14 protein-coding genes are annotated in these 17,121 nt (G+C 61.5%); 6 read left to right on the forward strand and 8 right to left on the reverse strand.

Features of this window, described 5'->3' with window-relative positions; translation table 11 throughout:
• Nucleotides 1-7: 7 nt before the first annotated feature.
• Together parC and AB4N85_RS24335 are read left to right on the forward strand one after the other, a co-directional pair.
• Complete coding sequence (gene parC / locus AB4N85_RS24330) at nt 8-2,272, forward strand: DNA topoisomerase IV subunit A (protein ID WP_024011349.1); 2,265 nt, start codon at nt 8-10, stop codon at nt 2,270-2,272.
• A gap of 185 nt (nt 2,273-2,457) precedes the next feature.
• A complete protein-coding gene (locus AB4N85_RS24335; RefSeq protein WP_024011350.1) occupies nt 2,458-3,168 on the forward strand; it encodes a PqiC family protein in 711 nt (236 codons plus the stop codon).
• Nucleotides 3,169-3,399: 231 nt separating this feature from the next.
• Here the strand turns inward: AB4N85_RS24335 and AB4N85_RS24340 are convergent, their stop codons facing one another.
• Complete coding sequence (locus tag AB4N85_RS24340; RefSeq protein WP_252868694.1) at nt 3,400-4,917, reverse strand: AhpA/YtjB family protein; 1,518 nt, start codon at nt 4,915-4,917, stop codon at nt 3,400-3,402.
• 134 nt (nt 4,918-5,051) lie between these two features.
• On the opposite strand from AB4N85_RS24340, the gene serB reads away from it, so the two are divergent.
• On the forward strand, nt 5,052-6,266 hold the full coding sequence (gene serB / locus AB4N85_RS24345) for a phosphoserine phosphatase SerB (protein ID WP_041477650.1): 1,215 nt from the start codon (nt 5,052-5,054) through the stop codon (nt 6,264-6,266).
• Between the two features lie 103 nt (nt 6,267-6,369).
• Here the strand turns inward: serB and AB4N85_RS24350 are convergent, their stop codons facing one another.
• From AB4N85_RS24350 to AB4N85_RS24365, 4 genes are all read right to left on the reverse strand, one after another.
• Nucleotides 6,370-8,118: a molecular chaperone gene (locus tag AB4N85_RS24350; RefSeq protein ID WP_252868695.1), complete on the reverse strand. Its 1,749-nt coding sequence runs from the start codon at nt 8,116-8,118 to the stop codon at nt 6,370-6,372.
• Between the two features lie 66 nt (nt 8,119-8,184).
• On the reverse strand, nt 8,185-9,045 hold the full coding sequence (asd, locus tag AB4N85_RS24355; RefSeq protein ID WP_024011354.1) for an archaetidylserine decarboxylase: 861 nt from the start codon (nt 9,043-9,045) through the stop codon (nt 8,185-8,187).
• An 18-nt stretch (nt 9,046-9,063) separates the two neighbouring features.
• Nucleotides 9,064-9,879, reverse strand: a complete 816-nt coding sequence (gene rhdA, locus AB4N85_RS24360) for a thiosulfate sulfurtransferase (protein ID WP_076565369.1) — start codon at nt 9,877-9,879, stop codon at nt 9,064-9,066.
• 42 nt (nt 9,880-9,921) lie between these two features.
• Entirely contained in the window at nt 9,922-11,460 is a 1,539-nt protein-coding gene (locus tag AB4N85_RS24365) for an HDOD domain-containing protein (RefSeq protein WP_252868696.1), read from the reverse strand.
• A gap of 166 nt (nt 11,461-11,626) precedes the next feature.
• Between AB4N85_RS24365 and motA the strand changes: the two genes are divergently transcribed.
• Nucleotides 11,627-12,478, forward strand: a complete 852-nt coding sequence (gene motA, locus AB4N85_RS24370) for a flagellar motor stator protein MotA (RefSeq protein WP_024011357.1) — start codon at nt 11,627-11,629, stop codon at nt 12,476-12,478.
• Between the two features lie 3 nt (nt 12,479-12,481).
• On the forward strand, nt 12,482-13,528 hold the full coding sequence (gene motB / locus AB4N85_RS24375) for a flagellar motor protein MotB (protein ID WP_041480740.1): 1,047 nt from the start codon (nt 12,482-12,484) through the stop codon (nt 13,526-13,528).
• Nucleotides 13,529-13,587: 59 nt separating this feature from the next.
• Here the strand turns inward: motB and AB4N85_RS24380 are convergent, their stop codons facing one another.
• The 3 genes from AB4N85_RS24380 to rsgA form a co-directional block, all read right to left on the reverse strand.
• Entirely contained in the window at nt 13,588-14,073 is a 486-nt protein-coding gene (locus tag AB4N85_RS24380; protein WP_122748035.1) for a toll/interleukin-1 receptor domain-containing protein, read from the reverse strand.
• A complete protein-coding gene (locus AB4N85_RS24385; protein WP_252868697.1) occupies nt 14,073-15,032 on the reverse strand; it encodes a caspase family protein in 960 nt (319 codons plus the stop codon). Before AB4N85_RS24385 ends, AB4N85_RS24380 begins: the two co-directional genes overlap by 1 nt.
• Nucleotides 15,033-15,345: 313 nt before the next feature.
• The gene (gene rsgA / locus AB4N85_RS24390) at nt 15,346-16,377 is read right to left on the reverse strand and encodes a small ribosomal subunit biogenesis GTPase RsgA (protein ID WP_024011360.1); all 1,032 of its coding nucleotides are present in this window, start codon (nt 16,375-16,377) and stop codon (nt 15,346-15,348) included.
• Between the two features lie 107 nt (nt 16,378-16,484).
• On the opposite strand from rsgA, the gene orn reads away from it, so the two are divergent.
• Entirely contained in the window at nt 16,485-17,027 is a 543-nt protein-coding gene (gene orn / locus AB4N85_RS24395; RefSeq protein WP_016771957.1) for an oligoribonuclease, read from the forward strand.
• Nucleotides 17,028-17,121 lie beyond the last annotated feature (94 nt).

The raw sequence follows: 17,121 nt of genomic DNA on the forward strand, positions 1-17,121 counted from the left end.
GGCCCGCATGAGCGACTCCCTTGATCTCAGCCTGGACGGTGTAGAACGCCGCTCGCTGGCTGACTTCACCGAAAATGCCTACCTCAACTACTCCATGTACGTGATCATGGACCGCGCCTTGCCGCATATCGGCGACGGCCTGAAGCCGGTACAGCGGCGTATCGTCTACGCCATGAGCGAATTGGGGCTGGACGCCGATTCCAAGCACAAGAAATCGGCGCGTACCGTCGGTGACGTGCTCGGCAAGTTCCACCCCCACGGCGATTCGGCGTGCTACGAAGCGATGGTGCTGATGGCGCAGCCGTTCAGCTATCGCTACACGCTGGTCGACGGCCAGGGCAACTGGGGTGCGCCGGACGATCCGAAGTCCTTCGCGGCCATGCGTTACACCGAAGCGCGGCTGTCGCGCTATTCCGAAGTGCTGCTCAGCGAACTGGGCCAGGGCACCGCTGACTGGGGGCCGAACTTCGACGGCACCCTGCAGGAGCCGCTGGTGTTACCGGCGCGCCTGCCGAACATTCTGCTCAACGGCACCACCGGTATCGCCGTGGGCATGGCCACCGATGTGCCGCCGCACAACCTGCGTGAAGTCGCCACCGCCTGCGTGCGCTTGCTGGATGAGCCGAAAGCCACGGTCGAACAGCTCTGCGAACACATTCAGGGTCCGGATTATCCGACCGAAGCGGAAATCATCACGCCGCGCGCCGACCTGCTGAAGATGTACGAAACCGGCAAGGGCTCGGTGCGTATGCGCGCCGTGTACCACGTCGAGGATGGCGACATCATCGTCACCGCGCTGCCGCATCAGGTCTCCGGCGCCAAGGTGCTGGAGCAGATTGCCGCGCTGATGCAGGCCAAACCGTCGAAAGCGCCGCAGATCGCCGATCTGCGTGACGAATCCGACCACGAAAACCCGTGCCGCATCGTGATCATCCCGGTCAACAGCCGCGTCGATCACGAAGCGCTGATGCAGCACCTGTTCGCCAGCACCGAGCTGGAGTCGACCTACCGGGTCAACGTCAACATCATCGGTCTGGACGGCAAGCCGCAGCTGAAAAACCTCCGTGCGCTGCTGGTCGAATGGCTGGAATTCCGCGTGCTGACCGTGCGTCGCCGCCTGCAATTCCGCCTCGACAAGGTCGAGCGTCGCCTGCACCTGTTGGACGGTTTGCTGATCGCCTACCTCAACCTGGATGAAGTGATCCACATCATCCGCACCGAGGAACACCCGAAAGCCAAGCTCATCGAGCGTTTCGCCCTCAGCGAGATCCAGGCCGACTACATTCTCGACACCCGTCTGCGTCAGTTGGCGCGACTGGAAGAAATGAAGCTGCGCGACGAGCAGGACGAACTGCTCAAGGAACAAGCCAAGCTGCAAGCCCTGCTGGGCAGCGAAGCGAAGCTGAAGAAACTGGTGCGCACCGAGCTGCTCAAAGACGCCGAAACCTACGGCGACGACCGCCGTTCGCCAATCGTCGAGCGCGCCGAAGCCAAGGCGCTGAGCGAACACGATCTGCTGCCGAACGAGAAAGTCACTGTCGTGCTGTCGGAAAAAGGCTGGGTGCGTTCGGCCAAGGGCCATGACATCGACGCCACCGGTCTGTCGTACAAGGCTGGCGATGGCTTCAAGACCTCGGCGGCGGGGCGCTCCAACCAGTTTGCCGTGTTCATCGATTCCACCGGTCGCAGCTACTCGGTCGCCGCGCATACCTTGCCGTCGGCCCGTGGCCAGGGCGAACCCTTGACCGGCCGTCTGACGCCGCCACCGGGCGCTTCGTTCGAATGCGTGCTGATGCCCGAAGACGATGCGCTGTACGTGATTGCGTCCGATGCCGGTTACGGCTTCGTGGTCAAAGGCGAAGACCTGCAAGCGAAGAACAAGGCCGGCAAGGCCCTGTTGAGCCTGCCGAACAACGCCAAGGTCATCGCGCCGCGCCCTGTGGCCGATCGTGAGCAGAACTGGCTGGCCTCGGTCACGACCGAAGGTCGCCTGCTGATCTTCAAAATCAGCGATCTGCCACAATTAGGTAAGGGCAAAGGCAACAAGATCATCGGTATATCCGGTGAACGCGTGGCCAGTCGCGAAGAATATGTCACGGACATCGCCGTCCTGCCGGAAGGCGCCACCCTGGTATTGCAGGCTGGCAAACGGACCCTGTCGCTGAAAGCCGACGACCTCGAGCACTACAAAGGTGAGCGGGGACGGCGCGGAAACAAACTTCCGCGGGGCTTCCAGAGGGTGGATGCGCTGCTCGTCGAAAACCTCAATTAGGCGAGAACGCCTTCCTAGAGCGTTCGATCTGCGATTAAACGCGTAGATCGACGCTTTGGCGCTGGAGTCGGAACGCATATTCACGGATGATATGGCCTTTCAAGCGCCGGCGTGGCCGAGCGTTCTTCATATTTATTGAGTATTTTCACTGTGGTCAGCCTTGTGGCGGCCACCTGGACGGGATGATGACTGCTCTACGCCCCCTTATTTTGTTGCTCGCCGGCGTTCTTGGCCTGGCGGGTTGCAGCGTTCACCAGCCGGTGTCGCTGTACCAACTGGACAGCGGAAGTCCGGTTCAGCCTGCGCAAAGCGCAGGCATGGCGGTTTTGCTGGGGCCGGTAGTTGTTGCCGATTACCTGCAACGCGAAACCCTGCTGCAACGTCAACCCGACGGCAGCCTGCAAGCGGCGACCGACGGTCGTTGGGCTGGCAGCCTTTCGTCGGATATCGATCAACTGCTGATGCGTCAGGTGGCTGGTCACCTGGACAGTCAGCGTGTGGTGCTGGCGCCTGCTACTGCCGGATTCACGCCGGATGTGCAGGTTCTGCTGACCATCACCCGTCTGGATTCCGGGGCGAAACAACCGGCGATTCTCGATGCGCAATGGCGTTTGATCGATCGTCGCGGCAAGGTGCGCGATAACCGCATCATTCACCTGCAGGAAACGCACGCCGGCAGCACCGCGTCCCAGGTGCAGGCACAAGGGGTTCTGTTGCAGCGTCTGGCCGAGCAACTGTCGGTGGCGCTCAAGCCACTGGCCAACCAGCCGCCCGTGGCCGAGGCACCGCGTAAAGCCGCGCCGAAACCCGCAGCGCCGGCTGCGGATGCCGAGAAGCAGCCGAAGATCCCGATGGCCTCGCCGATTCGTACCGATATGGAAGTGTTTCGCTTCTGAGGCTGGAACGCGTCAGAACAGAGCCCGCCTTGTGCGGGCTTTGTTGTATCTGGGGGGCAGAGATTATTCGTCTTCAACGCTGGCCACTTCGCGAGCAGGCTCGCTCCCACATTTGATCGGCGGCGAGCAGACCTGGTGGGAGCGAGCCTGCTCGCGAAGGGGCCAGCGCAGGCAACAAAAAGCCCGCAGACAATCACTCATCTGCGGGCTTTTGCGTATCTGGCCTAAGCCTTACGCCCGGCGCTCATGCATCCGCGCCAGTTGCCGTTCGAGCATCGACGGATACGGCTCCATCAACCGCTCCACACAGCAAGCGCCTTCAGGGCTGGCGATCGGCCGGATCCGCGCACGCTGGCGGATCAACGTGTCATCGCTGATCTTGCGCTCGACCAGCAGCAGATTGCGGCTGTGTTGCGACAAGGCCAGTGCATCCTGGGCCGAATCGGTCAGCAGCAGATCAATCTGGCTTAGACCGAACAACTCGTCGCCCAAGGTCAGGCCCAGCTGCAATTGCAGGGTGATGCCGCTGTCTGCGACCTCGATCTGCAATTGGTGGCCGAGTGCACGCAGCAGTTCGCCGCAGCAGATGGCATTGGTCAGGTAATCGTCGCCGCAGTCTTCGGTGTGGAACAGCAACAGCGTGCTGCCATCGTTGAGGGTTTCGATTTCGCCCTGATACAGCGACGCGGCCTGCTCGAGGCAGTCGCGATAGCGATCCTGCAATTCTTCCAGACGTGCGCGAGGCAAACGACGCAATTGTTCCTGCGATCCCAATTGCACGGCCAGTACGGCGGTGTGCTGTGGCACGTCAGGGCTCGGTTTGCGCGTCAGCGGTTGGGCGGCGCCGTTGAGCGATTCGTCGCGCAGGTCGGCGAAAGCGTCATCGTCATCATCGTCTTCGACGGTGCTGATCAAGTGACGCGGCGCCGGTTTTTTCGCGGCCAGCGGGCGGCTTTCGTCGAAGCTCGGATCGCGCAGGTTACGCACCTCGAATTCAGGCTCGTCTTCTTCCTCGGCGAATTCCGGCTCGGGCTCGGGTTCGGGCTCAGGCTCCGGTTCCGGGGCGTAGCTGGCATGCAGCTGGCGCGCCAGATCGCCGATTTCATCCTGGCGATCGATGCCCGGGGTGTGCGCGTCGATGCGGCGCAGCCACACGCGCAATTGCAGCAACGGCGTCGACAGATAGCGGCCCATGCGCAGACTCAGAGCCAATGACAGCGCCAGCAGAATTGCGCTCAGAATGCCCATGCTTTGCAGGCTGATGGTCATCGGCTGCTGGAACTGATCCATGTCCAGGCTGATGCGCAGTTGCCCGGCAGTCACGTCCTGGAAAGTGATCTTGCTCTCGTACATGCCCTCGGCTTCGCCCAGCAGGCTGTGCTTGGGACGCTGACCGGACTCGGCGAGGATGCGGTTGTCCACACTGTAGATTGCCGCGTGGGCGACCAGTTTGTTCTTGGTCAGGTTGTTGAGCAGCACGTTGAGGCTGAGGATGTCGTTGGACACCAGCAGCTCGGTGGCGGAGGTGGCGGTCTGCGTGGTCAGGCTTTCGCCCAGCGCATCGGCCTGCTCGTGCATGGCCTGCTTGAACTGCAGCCCCATCACCCCGGCATAGATCACCAGGGCCAGAGCGACCAGGATCACGTTGTGGCTGGCAATGCGCAATGCAATCGGTACACGGCGATGGCGCAGTGCACGGAAGATCAGCAGGAAGAAGTTATCGGTTTTGACTGGCGTGGGCCGGTTCACTTGAGCTCGGCTCTTTGTCCGTGAAGTTGACGCGCAGTATAGCGACAGGCCCCAGACCGGCAAAGCGCTCGCGGTGCCCGATGGTCACTGAAAGTGGGTAGAATGCGGTTTTTTTCCAGTTGCGGGGGTGCGCGTTGCGCGAAATCGTCCTGATTAACATCACGGGAGTCGACCGTCCCGGTCTGACAGCGGCCATCACCGGTGTTCTGGCACAAGGTGGTGTGAACATTCTCGACATCGGTCAGGCGGTGATCCACGACACCCTGTCGTTCGGCATCCTGGTTGAAATTCCCGATTCCGAACAAGGCAAATCGGTGCTCAAGGACATCCTGTTCAAAGGCTACGAACTGGATCAGCAAGTGCGTTTCACCCCGGTGTCCGAAGAGGATTACCAGCAGTGGGTGGGCAATCAGGGCAAGAAACGCCATATCGTCACCCTGCTGACGCGCAAGGTCACTGCCGGCCAGTTGCAGGCGGTCAGCGCGATCACCGCCAAATATGGCCTGAACATCGACCATATCGACCGTCTGTCGGGGCGCATGCCGCTGGACACACCGGCCGACAAGGGCAAGGGTTGCATCGAGTTTTCCGTGCGCGGTGAAGCGGCCGATCCGCAGGCCTTGCGCGCCGAATTCCTCAGCGTTGCCCAGGAATTGAACGTCGACATCGCCTTCCAGGAAGACTCGCTGTTTCGCCGCAACCGGCGTCTGGCGGTGTTCGACATGGACTCGACGCTGATCGAAGCGGAAGTCATCGATGAGCTGGCCAAAGCGGCCGGCGTGGGTGACCGGGTTTCGGAAATCACCGAGCGCGCCATGGCCGGTGAACTGGATTTCCGCGCCAGCTTCAAGGAGCGTCTGGCGCTGCTCAAGGGCCTCGACGTCAGCGTGCTCGACTCGATCGGCGCCTCGCTGCGCCTGACCGAAGGCGCCGAAACCCTGTTCGCCGAACTCAAACGCCTCGGCTACAAAACCGCCATCCTGTCCGGCGGCTTCACTTATTTCGCCAAGCAGCTGCAAGCCAGGCTGGGCATCGACTACGTGTTCGCCAACGAGCTGGAAGTGGTCGACGGCAAGTGCACCGGCGTGGCGATCGAGCCGATTGTCGATGCGCAGCGCAAGGCTGATCTGCTCAAGGAGCTGGCGCACAAGGAAGGGCTGCGTCTGGAGCAGACCATTGCTGTCGGCGACGGCGCCAACGACTTGCCGATGCTGGCGATTGCCGGGCTGGGCGTGGCGTTCCGCGCCAAACCGTTGGTCAAGCAGTCGGCGAAGCAGGCGATTTCAACGCTGGGGCTGGATGGTGTGTTGTATCTGCTGGGTTTCCGCGATCGCGACGGGCAGCTCTGAGATCTCGATAAGCTGATCTGGCCTCTTCGCGAGCAGGCTCGCTCCCACGGGAAACCTCATTCCAGTGTGGGAGCGAGCCTGCTCGCGAAGGCCGCGCCTCGGTCTAAAGCGAATTCCACAACGAATCAAAATCCTCCTCACCTCCGCCATTTTGCGCAGGATCCAGCGAGCGATAGGCGAACTGATTGAAACTGTGCGTACTCGCCACCCGCCGATCCAGCCCGGCGCGGTGTTCTTCGCCCTGGGTATTGATCAATACCTTGTTGCCTTCCTGAAACGGCAGGCGCGGCGCAAGCACGGTGGCCGGCACATCGATCGCACTGATCTCCGGCAACAGCAAACCGCGCAGATAATGGCTGTGATCGTCCTTGGAACGAACCAGTTGCAGCCCGCACGGCTGCGCGTGTGGCGCGACCAGTTCAATGCCCATCTGCGTGCCGCTGCCGCGCACCTGGCGAATCCAGCGAATCACCGCAATGCTCCAGCCTTTGCTCTCGCTGTCCTGAATGCCGAGCATTTCCCCGGCCTGCAATTCCGCCGGCACCTCGCTCGGCCAGGCCAGGCAATAGCCGCCGGGGCTGTGGTTGATCACCGGCAAGGCGTAAGTCGGATAATTCGGCGCGTTGCCGGGGCCTTCATCCTCGCTCAGCTGGTCGTACTGGATTTCCTCGTACGGCAACAGCTCATCGTTACTTTGCGGGGCAGCGTCGAACGCCTGACTCCAGCTGTCCTTTTCGCCGTTGGCCACGACGCTGCTGAAATTTGCCGTGCGGGCACCGGGATGTTTGAGCAACTCGCTGAAGGTGCGCTCGCCGCCGAGGTAGAAGTGCAGGGCGCTCATGCCGACGCACACGGTCAATGTGCCCTGGCCGGCGCTGCGCTGAAAACTGCGTTCGGCAGCCTGGCCCCAGGTCGCGTGCAGATGTTGCAGGGTATCGATGCTGAGACCTGCGGAAACAGGCAGGGGGGGCGAAGTCGGCTGCTGCAGCAGGTGCGTTTCGAGCTGTTTGACCAGCGGTTGCGGATCGAAGCCCAGCAGTCCGCTCTGTTGTTCGCTGCGAAACATTTTGCGGTAGCGCGGGCCGACATCGAGTTCCGGACTGACCGCAAACAAGCCGTCGTCGGCGCTGTCGGGATGCAGCTTGAGCAGGGCGCTCCACGGCTCGATCACCTCGGCCAGCCGGGCAATCTGGCTTTGACGCAATTGATTGCAACGGGCGCTGCCCAATAGCAGTGCGGCGATGTAGGTCTGTTCGACGCTCAGTTCGCTGGTCAAAAACGCCAGATCATCGCGCAGCCGCCGTTGTTGCAGCTGTAATTGCGCAGCGCTGCGATACAGCAGATGCAATTCCAACCACACGTGTTCCGGCGGTGAACTGTACAGCTGCGTGGCGCGCACCAGTTGCGCCTTGAGGGCATGCGCGGCGCGTTGCAAGGCGGTGCCGACCAATGTCGCGCGATCCTTGCTGTATTTGGGCAGGATGCGCAGAACAATCTGTTTATAGCCGATGGCCAACTGAGCTTGCAGCGCCTGACACAGGTTGCTGACTTTTCGCGAACGCTCGTCGAGCATGATCGCCTGATGCAGAAAATGCCGTTCCAGATGCTGGCAGACGAAATACACCTCGGGCCGCAGCAGCTCAAGCAATTGCAGGCGATTGTCGCTGGGGGTGAGCAACAGGTTCAGTTCGCCGAGGCCTTGATACAGCAAGCGGGCGGTTTCGCCGATGTTGGCCTTGGGCAGGCCGGCGATCCAGCGCTTGAGGTCGCGCGGGCTGGCCTCGCAGAACGACAGGCGCGTTTGCGTGGGAGTCGGAGCGCGCAGCTTGGGAGAAAAGTTGGTCTGGCTCATGAGCAAAACCATAGCAGCAAATGCCGCGGTTTGCGGAAGCAGCCTCGGCTGCTTCCGCGAACAGGGTCACGCTTTTGGCAGTGCCAGGCCTTGGCCCATCTGCACGGGTGAACCGGCCACCAGCTCTTCGGCCCACTTCACCTGATCCGGGCCAAACAGCACGATCGCCGTCGAACCGAGCTTGAAGCGCCCAAGTTCCGCGCCTTTTTCCAGATGAATCGGTGCGCGTGCGGCTTCGTCGTAGCGGAAGGTTTTCAGCTCGCGCTTCGGTGGCGTGACCAGACCGGCCCACACGGTTTCGATCGAAGCGACAATCATCGCACCGACCAGCACCACGGCCATCGGCCCGCGTTCTGTATCGAAAATGCACGCCACGCGCTCGTTGCGGGCGAACAGCTCCGGGACGTTTTCGGCAGTGGTCTGGTTCACCGAAAAAATGCGGCCCGGGATGTAGACCATTTCGCGCAGGGTGCCGGCCAGCGGCATGTGCACGCGGTGGTAGTCCTTAGGCGACAGGTAAATGGTAGCGAAGTCGCCGCCCATGAACGGCGCTGCGTTGGCCGCATCCCCGCCGAGCAACTCCAGCACGCTGAAGCTGTGGCCCTTGGCCTGGAACACACGACCGTGCTCGATCGGGCCGAGCTGGCTGACCGCACCGTCGGCCGGGCTGAGGATCGCGCCCGGGGTTTCGTCCAGTGGGCGTGCGCCATCTTTCAGGGCGCGCGTGAAGAAGGCGTTGAAGTGCTCGTAAGCGGTCAGGTCTTCGACCAGCGCTTGCGACATGTCCACTTGATAACGCTTGGCAAACCATTGGGTGAAGGCATTCTTGAACCAGCGCACGCGGCATTCGGCGATGCAGCCGGCCAGGCGCGACAGCAGGTGATGCGGCAGCAGGTACTGGCTGAGGATAAACAGACGCTCTTTCATTAGTTGTCCTTAAAAACCTTAAATCTCGACTGGCGTGTCAGGGTGGTTGCCCCATTCGCCCCAGGAACCGGCGTAGCCCTTGACCCGCGGATAACCGAGGGCTTTGGCCACCAGATAAGTGAAGCCCGACCGGTGATGGGTCTGGCAGTGGGTAATGATTTCCTTGTCCTTGGTGATCCCGAGGTTTTCGAGGATCTGCGGCATGTCGCTGCGGATACGCAACTGACGCGTCTGGTCCATGCCGGCAGTCCATTCGAAATTGACCGCACCGGGGATGTGGCCACCCTTGGCGGCGAGGACTTTCTCGCCGGAATATTCCAGCGGCCCACGCGCGTCCCAGATCGCCAGATCGGCGGCGCCGAGACGGCTTTGCAGGTATTCGCGGGTGGCGGTCGGTTCATCGTGCAGGGTCAGCGAGACCGGGCCACCGACGGCGGCCGGCACCTGAATCGACATCGGCATACCGTCCGCCAGCCAGGCCGGCAGACCACCGTCTATATAGTGGTACTTGTCGTGGCCAATGACATCGAGCAGCCAGATGAAGCGCCCGGCCCAGCCGCCGCCCTCATCGTCATACACCACGTAGACCGCGTCTTTGCGATGACCGAGCTCACCAAACAACGCTTCCAGATCGGCCTTCGCCGGCATCAGCCCGGGGGCCGGTGGCTGGCCGAGCTGGGTGCGTTTCGGGTCGACAAAACGTGCGCCGGGCAAGTGACCTTCGGCATACCGGGCAGGGCTGGTCAGGTCCACCAGAATCAGTTCCGGGGACTCCAGACGCGGCAGCAGGTCGCTCGGCTCGATGACAAGCGGCAAGCCAGAGAAGTCAGACATGTGAGGTCTCCAGAGCACAAAGGGGAGGATTGTAGCGCAGGCTCATTGGCCACGGCTGCTAAAGCTGTGCAGGGCTTTTTCGATGCACTGCGCGGTTTTGCCGAAGGCCTGCACAGTGATGTCGGCGAAGGGGCCGCCGCCCTGATCGGCAACGACGATCATGATCACCCGACCATTGTTGACCAATGAACGCAGAAACAGATGTTCGCCACGAAACAGCGTGCGCAGGCTCGCCGGTAACAAGGCCGAGAATTGTGCGTTGTTCTCCGGCGTAATCCGCACCTGCGCCTGCTGAGCGAGCAGGCGTTGCAGGACTTTGCTCTGGCTGACGACAAAACTCAGCGCCGCCGCATCCTTCGGCAAACCGGCGGTCTGGTGTACGCGCAGGGTCGAGTGCGTGCGGTCGGCCATCAGAATCATCACCCGGCGCATGCCGCTGGCCACCAGTGCCTCGCGGGCGGCGACGGTCAGGCTCATGGCATTGGTGAAGCGGCTGGGCTCGGCGAGCAGTTCGGCGCATTGCCGACGCCATTGGCCCAGATCATCCGCATTCGGCGCTGCGGCCGGGAGCATGCCGGCCGGCAAGCGACGAGTGCCCCACGGCCAGATCAGCGAAACCGCCGGGTGCCATAAATCAGGCATCGCATGCTGACGCGCGCTGTTCGCCGCTTGCTGGTGCAACTGTTGCTGCACTTCGTCCATGGAAATCTGCAGATAGAGGCTGGTCAGGTACTGCCAGCGCTTGCTGTGCGGACTGTCCCAGGCCTGTTGCGCCGACAGCGCCAGACCATTGGCCAGCAGCACGGTATTCGCCGGCTGGTTGAGCCAGCGGCGCAATGTCGGGTCATCGTCGAGGCGATTCTGCTGGCGCAGCGGGTGTTCGCTGTCACGGGCGATGCGCAGCACTTTGACCAGTTCGCGTTGTTCGCTGAGCAGTAATTTGTAGCCTTGCTCGACCCAGATCGGCAGATGCCAGGCCTGGACCAGTGCCTCGGCGATCTTCAACAGGCGCACGCCGAACAATTGCTTTTCGACCACACGTGCCGACTCGCCCTTGTGGATCACGCGCAGTTCCCACTCCTCGAGCAACTGCGGATACGTCAGTGCCAAGGGCCACAGCGGCGACAAAAACAGCAAGCTGCCCCAATGAATGTCCTGCCACAGCCGCGCGAGGCGACTGGCAAAAAAACCGTTGGCCTGTTGTGTCGCGTGTTGGCTGATCAGTTGCAATTGGCGCAAAGCCTTGGGGATTTGCCGGTGCGGTTCGGCGGGCAGGCGCGCGAGCAATTCTTCGGTGCGGGCAAGGCCCAGGCGATTGATTGCCACCTCAAGATTTTCCGCCGGCGCGGCCATGGTGCCGTGGGTGTGACGATTCGCCTCACGGATGACGCTCAAGGCCAGCGCCGGGCTGTCCTGCATCAGATCGGCGATGTCGCGCAGCGAGCTGCGATTGTCGCGGATCGCCCGGCAGACTTTGTCGTGAGCCTCTTGTGGTACGGGCAGGCGGACGCTGTCGAGCAGCTTGACCCAAGCCTGGAGCGTGGTCGGTATTACCGATGGAATGTTCGTTTCATTAGCCATGTCTGGACGAGATCTTCACTGACTGTAGACGCGCCCGGCATGGGCTAAATTGGCTTTTCGCCTGAACTGGCTATAGTCTGGCGCAGTTTTGCCGATAAGTAGAAGAAGAGATTTTTTAACTTCCGAATATGACCTTGAACCCGACTTAAACAAGTACCTTCTACCTATGGCTAAAATTATCGGCATCATCGTCGTATTCGCGAGCGTGCTCGGCGGATACGTGCTCTCCCACGGCAAGATTGCCGCTCTGATCCAGCCCTTCGAGGTGATGATCATCGGCGGTGCGGCCCTCGGCGCATTTCTCCAGGCCAACCCCGGTTACATGACGATGCACGTGCTCAAGAAATCCCTGAGCATGTTCGGTTCGCGCTTCACCCACACCTTCTACCTTGAAGTGCTCGGGCTGATCTACGAAATCCTCAACAAGAGCCGCCGTGAAGGCATGATGGCGATCGAAGGCGACATCGAAGATGCCGCCGCGAGCCCGATCTTCGCCAAGTACCCGGCGGTGCTCAAGGATGAACGCATGACCGCGTTCGTCTGCGATTACCTGCGCATCATGTCCTCCGGCAACATGGCTCCGCACGAACTGGAAGGCCTGTTCGACATGGAACTGTACAGCCTCAAGGAAGACCTCGAGCACCCATCGCACGCAGTCAACGGCATCGCCGACGGCATGCCCGGTTTCGGTATCGTTGCGGCGGTACTCGGTATCGTGGTGACCATGGCCTCGCTGGGCGAGGGCGACCAGGCGTCGATCGGTCTGCACGTGGGTGCGGCACTGGTCGGTACCTTCTTCGGTATTCTCGCGGCATACGGTTTCTTCGGTCCGCTGGCGCATTCCCTGGCCCACGATGCCAAGGAAGAGCTCAACGTCTACGAAGCCATCAAGGCCTCGCTGGTGGCTTCGGCGTCCGGCATGCCGCCGTCGCTGGCGGTCGAGTTCGGGCGCAAGGTTCTGTACCCGGCGCACCGTCCAAGCTTCGCCGAGCTGGAACAAGCGGTTCGCGGTCGCTAAGTCATGGAAAATAATCAGCCGATCATCGTCAAGCGCGTCAAGCGCATTGCCGCCGGGCACCACGGCGGGGCGTGGAAAATCGCCTTCGCCGACTTTGCCACGGCGATGATGGCGTTCTTCCTCGTGCTGTGGCTGCTGTCCACCGCTACGCCGGAACAGAAGATCGCCATCGCCGGTTATTTCAAGGACCCGGTCGGCTTCTCCGAAAGCGGCACGCCGTACATCATCGACCTCGGCGGTACACCGACCCTGGCGCCGGAAAACACCCTCAACCCGGAAGTGAAGTCGCAGCCGCAACCGGACAAGGTTACGGTCGATACCGATCAGGTTGAAGGCATGGCCGAGCAGGTCGAGAAGGAGCGTCTCGAACTGCTGCTGCAAGAACTGCAGAACAAGGTCGACGAGAACCCGCAACTGCAGAAGTTCAAGGATCAGATCCTCTTCGAAATCACCCCGAACGGCTTGCGCATCCAGATCATGGACGCCGAGAACCGGCCGATGTTCGACTCCGGGTCCGCACGCCTGAAGCCGTACTTTGAAGACATCCTGCTGGCCATGGCCGACACCATCAAAGCGGTGCCGAACAAGATCAGCATCAGCGGCCACACCGACGCCAAGCCGTACATTGGCACTGGCGACTACGGCAACTGGGAGCTCTCGGCCAACCGCGCCAACGCGGCTCGCCGTGCCCTGGTCGCGGGCAGCTATCCGGATGCGCAGGTGGCGCGGGTGGTCGGTTATGCCTCGTCGGCGTTGTTCGACCGGGAAAATCCGTTCAACCCGGTCAACCGCCGGATCGACATTGTCGTGCTGACCAAAAAGGCCCAGGCCGCCATTGAAGGTGCGCAGGGTCCCGAGGCGGCGAAACCGGCGGATCAGGGTCAGAACGGTGCTGCTCCGGCAGCCCCGGTTGATCCCAATGCCTTGCCGGCGGACAAACAGCCAGTGCCGGCTCACGAGTTGCGCGAGCGGTTGAATCTGTTTGACGATGCGGCGCCGAAACCGGCTGAGCCGGGTGGGGCGGCGCCTGCGCCTGCGCCGAAGCAGTAAGTGAAAAAAAGCCGACAGTGATGTCGGCTTTTTTGTGGCTATCACAGGCCGGCACAGTCTCAGAATCCCCGACGAATCCGGTTCTTCAGCTGTTCATGAAACATCTCTGCATCGCGCTTGTACGCCCCTTTCACCGAGTCGCTGAACGAGTCCAGGGTTATCGAGCGCTGGTTCGACACCTCATCCCGATACGCATCGATGAAGAAATCCAGATCGCTGGCCGTGCTCAGCTTCGGCCATTTGTCCAGATAGATCGGCAATTGCGCCGGCCCGGTCTTGAACGTACAGATCCGCCGATTGCTGATCGTCGCCTCGCCAATTTCGAAAGGCACCCACCACGACAGTGCTGTTGTCTCCGACACCACCGCCAGCAGATGCGTGCACTCGGTGATGTTGCGGGTAATGACCCCGGTGATGTCATCGGTGGTCTGCGATTCCGGATCCAGCACGTCGAGGTAAGTCCTGATCTTCGCCTGGGTCAGACGGGTATTGATGGCAATCGCATGAGCGCGATCCATATGGCGGTAGCTGATAAAGACTGGCATCAGAAATGTCCTTTGAGGGCGAGTTCGCGGTAATAGGCGCCGAGTGCCGTCAGGCGGCAGCCGGTGGAGTTGAGGGCGGCGTAGTACATGTGCTCGGCGTCGACCGGCTCGATCAGGCTGTGGCGGTTGCACTTCTGCAACTGGGCAAAGATCTCGCCATGTTCAGGCACGAACGCCTTTTCGGTGGGCTCATAGCTGGGGTCGAGCGGGTAGACCGATTCGGCTTCGGCAAACCAGTCGGGCAATTTGCGCAGGATCTCCTTGGGGATCAGCGGCGAGACTTCGCGCAGGGAAATGAACTGCGACACATTGGTCTTGAACACCGGACGCTGTTCCCAGGCGCCGAGGGCGTTGTCGACAAAGGAATACAGACTGCCGGGGGTGATTTTGCCGAGGATATTCGCCGCGCCGCCGTGCAGCGCTTGCAGGAGCAGGCCGGTGAACACGCCGTGCTGCGCGCCCTCCATTGCCGGCTCGGCTTTTTTGCAGGCGGTGAGGATCGTCATACCCTCGCTGACCATGCTGCTCTCGCTGCGCAAGGCGCGCACTTCGCCGGCCGAACCGCTTTCGCAGCCGTCGAGGATAATCACTTTGTTTTTGATCCGCGTGGCCTTGTCCGCCCAGTTAAGGATGTCGCTGATGCGGATGCCGTCCTTGGCGTTGCGGTAGTCCTGGGGTATCAGCATGCCTTCGTCAGTGTCGGCGTCGAAACCGCCATGGCCGGCGAAATACAGCAGGGCGACGTTGCAGTCACCGGAAAACAACTCGCGGATCTGATCTTCGAGTTTTTGCCGGCTCAAATAATCCTCGGCGGACGTCAACACGACATTCTTGAAGTTGGGGTCGCCGTTGGCATTGGTTTTCAGCACCGAAGCCATGGCCATGGCGTCGTTGCAACAGCCGCTCAGGCCGCCGATATGCGTGTAATCGTTGATGCCGATGAACAGTGCCTTGCGCATGCTCATACCACCGTGTGCAGGCGGATCGCGCCGACGATGCTGTGGGCACTGCACGCGTGGATGTAGCGAGACGAATGGCGGATGAATAAAACACAGGTTGGCATGGCTTTCCTCGAAGGTCGCTGTGAGCGAAGGAGGAAAGGAATGTAGGCCGCTGGCTCAGGCCTACAAGGTCTGCGCGGCAAAACAGAAAGGTCCTGCAAGCAGCCGCGCAAAAGCCTACAGCAGAGGCTTATGTTTAAGTGGGGGAGAACTGATTCAGATGCGGTCCGACAACCGGCAGCCCGTGGTGCGGGGCTGCCGGCGCGACGGTTTAATAACCGTTTTCGGGCAGGCTGGCGATGATCGAGCGATAGCTGTTCATCCGTTGCTGCTGGATGCGGCCATCTTCCAGCGCCTTGAGCAGCGCGCAACCCGGTTCGCGGTCGTGCTTGCAGTCGCGGAAACGGCAAGTGCCGAGCAGGTCATCGAACTCGATGAAACCGGCTTCGACATCGGCGCGGCTGACGTGGCCCAGACCGAATTCACGGATGCCCGGGGAGTCGATCAGTTCGCCGCCGCCAGGGAAGTGGAACAGGCGCGCGGTGGTGGTGGTGTGCGTGCCCTGACCGGACAATTCCGACAACGGCCCGACGCGGGTTTCGACTTCCGGCAGCAGGCTGTTGACCAGCGACGACTTGCCGACGCCGGACTGACCTACGAACACGCTGATGCGCCCGTCGAGCTGCTTTTGCAGCTGCTCCATGCCATCGCCGTGGTGAGCCGAGACTTCCAGCACCGGATAACCCAGCGTGCGGTACACCGCCAGCAACGCGTTCAGCGCCGGGGCGTTCTGCTCGTCGATCAGGTCGAATTTGTTCAGCAGCAGAAGCGGGCGGATGCCGGCATGTTCGGCGGCGACCAGATAGCGGTCGATCAGGTTGGCGTGAGGCTCGGGCAGCGGCGCGAAAACGATGACGATCATGTCGACGTTGGCGGCAACCGGCTTGAGCTGGCCACGACTGTCGGGGCGGCACAGTTCGGTGCTGCGCGGCAGTTGCGCGACGATCACGCCAATGCCTTGGTTGCCGGCGCGCCAGACCACTTTGTCGCCAGTGACCAGCGCTGGCAGGTTGGCGCGCAAGTGGCAGCGGAACACTTGACCGGCGAGTTCGCCGTCGACGGCTTCGACTTCGACCTGCACGCCGAAGTGGGCGATCACCAGGCCGTGTTGCTCTGGGCCAAGGTCGCCGCCCTCGAGGGCTTCGACCGCCGAGGACTCGCGTTTGGCGGCGCGTGCGGCGCGCTCGCCCTGGATCTTTTCGATGCGCCAGTTTTGACGACGATTGAGTTGGCGTTTGGCCATGGGTGTTCCGTCTGAAGAATGCAGCGATTAGGTAAAACGGCCGCGAGTTTAGCACGCCCGGCCACCGGCCTAGGCTAAACTGCGCAGCATTGCCTAGGAGCCCGAATATGCAAAATCCGCAGAACCTGATCTGGATCGACCTGGAAATGACCGGTCTGGACCCGGACAACGATGTCATCATCGAAATGGCCACTATCGTTACCGACAGTGAGCTGAACACATTGGCTGAAGGTCCGGTGATTGCCATCCACCATAGCGACGAAGTGCTCGCGCGCATGGACGAGTGGAATACCCGCACCCATGGCAACTCCGGTCTGACCCAGCGTGTGCGCGACAGCCGCATCAGCATGGCTGAGGCAGAAGCTGAGACCATCGCCTTTCTGGAAAAGTGGGTGCCGAAGGGCAAGTCGCCGATCTGCGGCAATAGCATCTGCCAGGATCGTCGCTTCCTTTATACCCACATGAAGGCGCTGGAAAGCTACTTCCACTATCGCAACCTCGACGTCTCCACGCTCAAGGAACTGGCCGCGCGCTGGGCGCCGGACGTACGCGACAGCTTCAAGAAGGGCAGCACCCACCTGGCGCTGGATGACATCCGCGAATCGATCGCCGAGCTGCAGCACTACCGCAAGCATTTCATCAAATTCTGATGCGGCGGCATCAGCCCTGACGCTTTCGCGAGCAGGCTCGCTCCCACATGGAATGCGGCTTATGTGGACGCGAGCCGGCTCGCGAGAGGCGCGC

It is taken from the genome of Pseudomonas sp. H1_G08 (assembly GCF_054681355.1).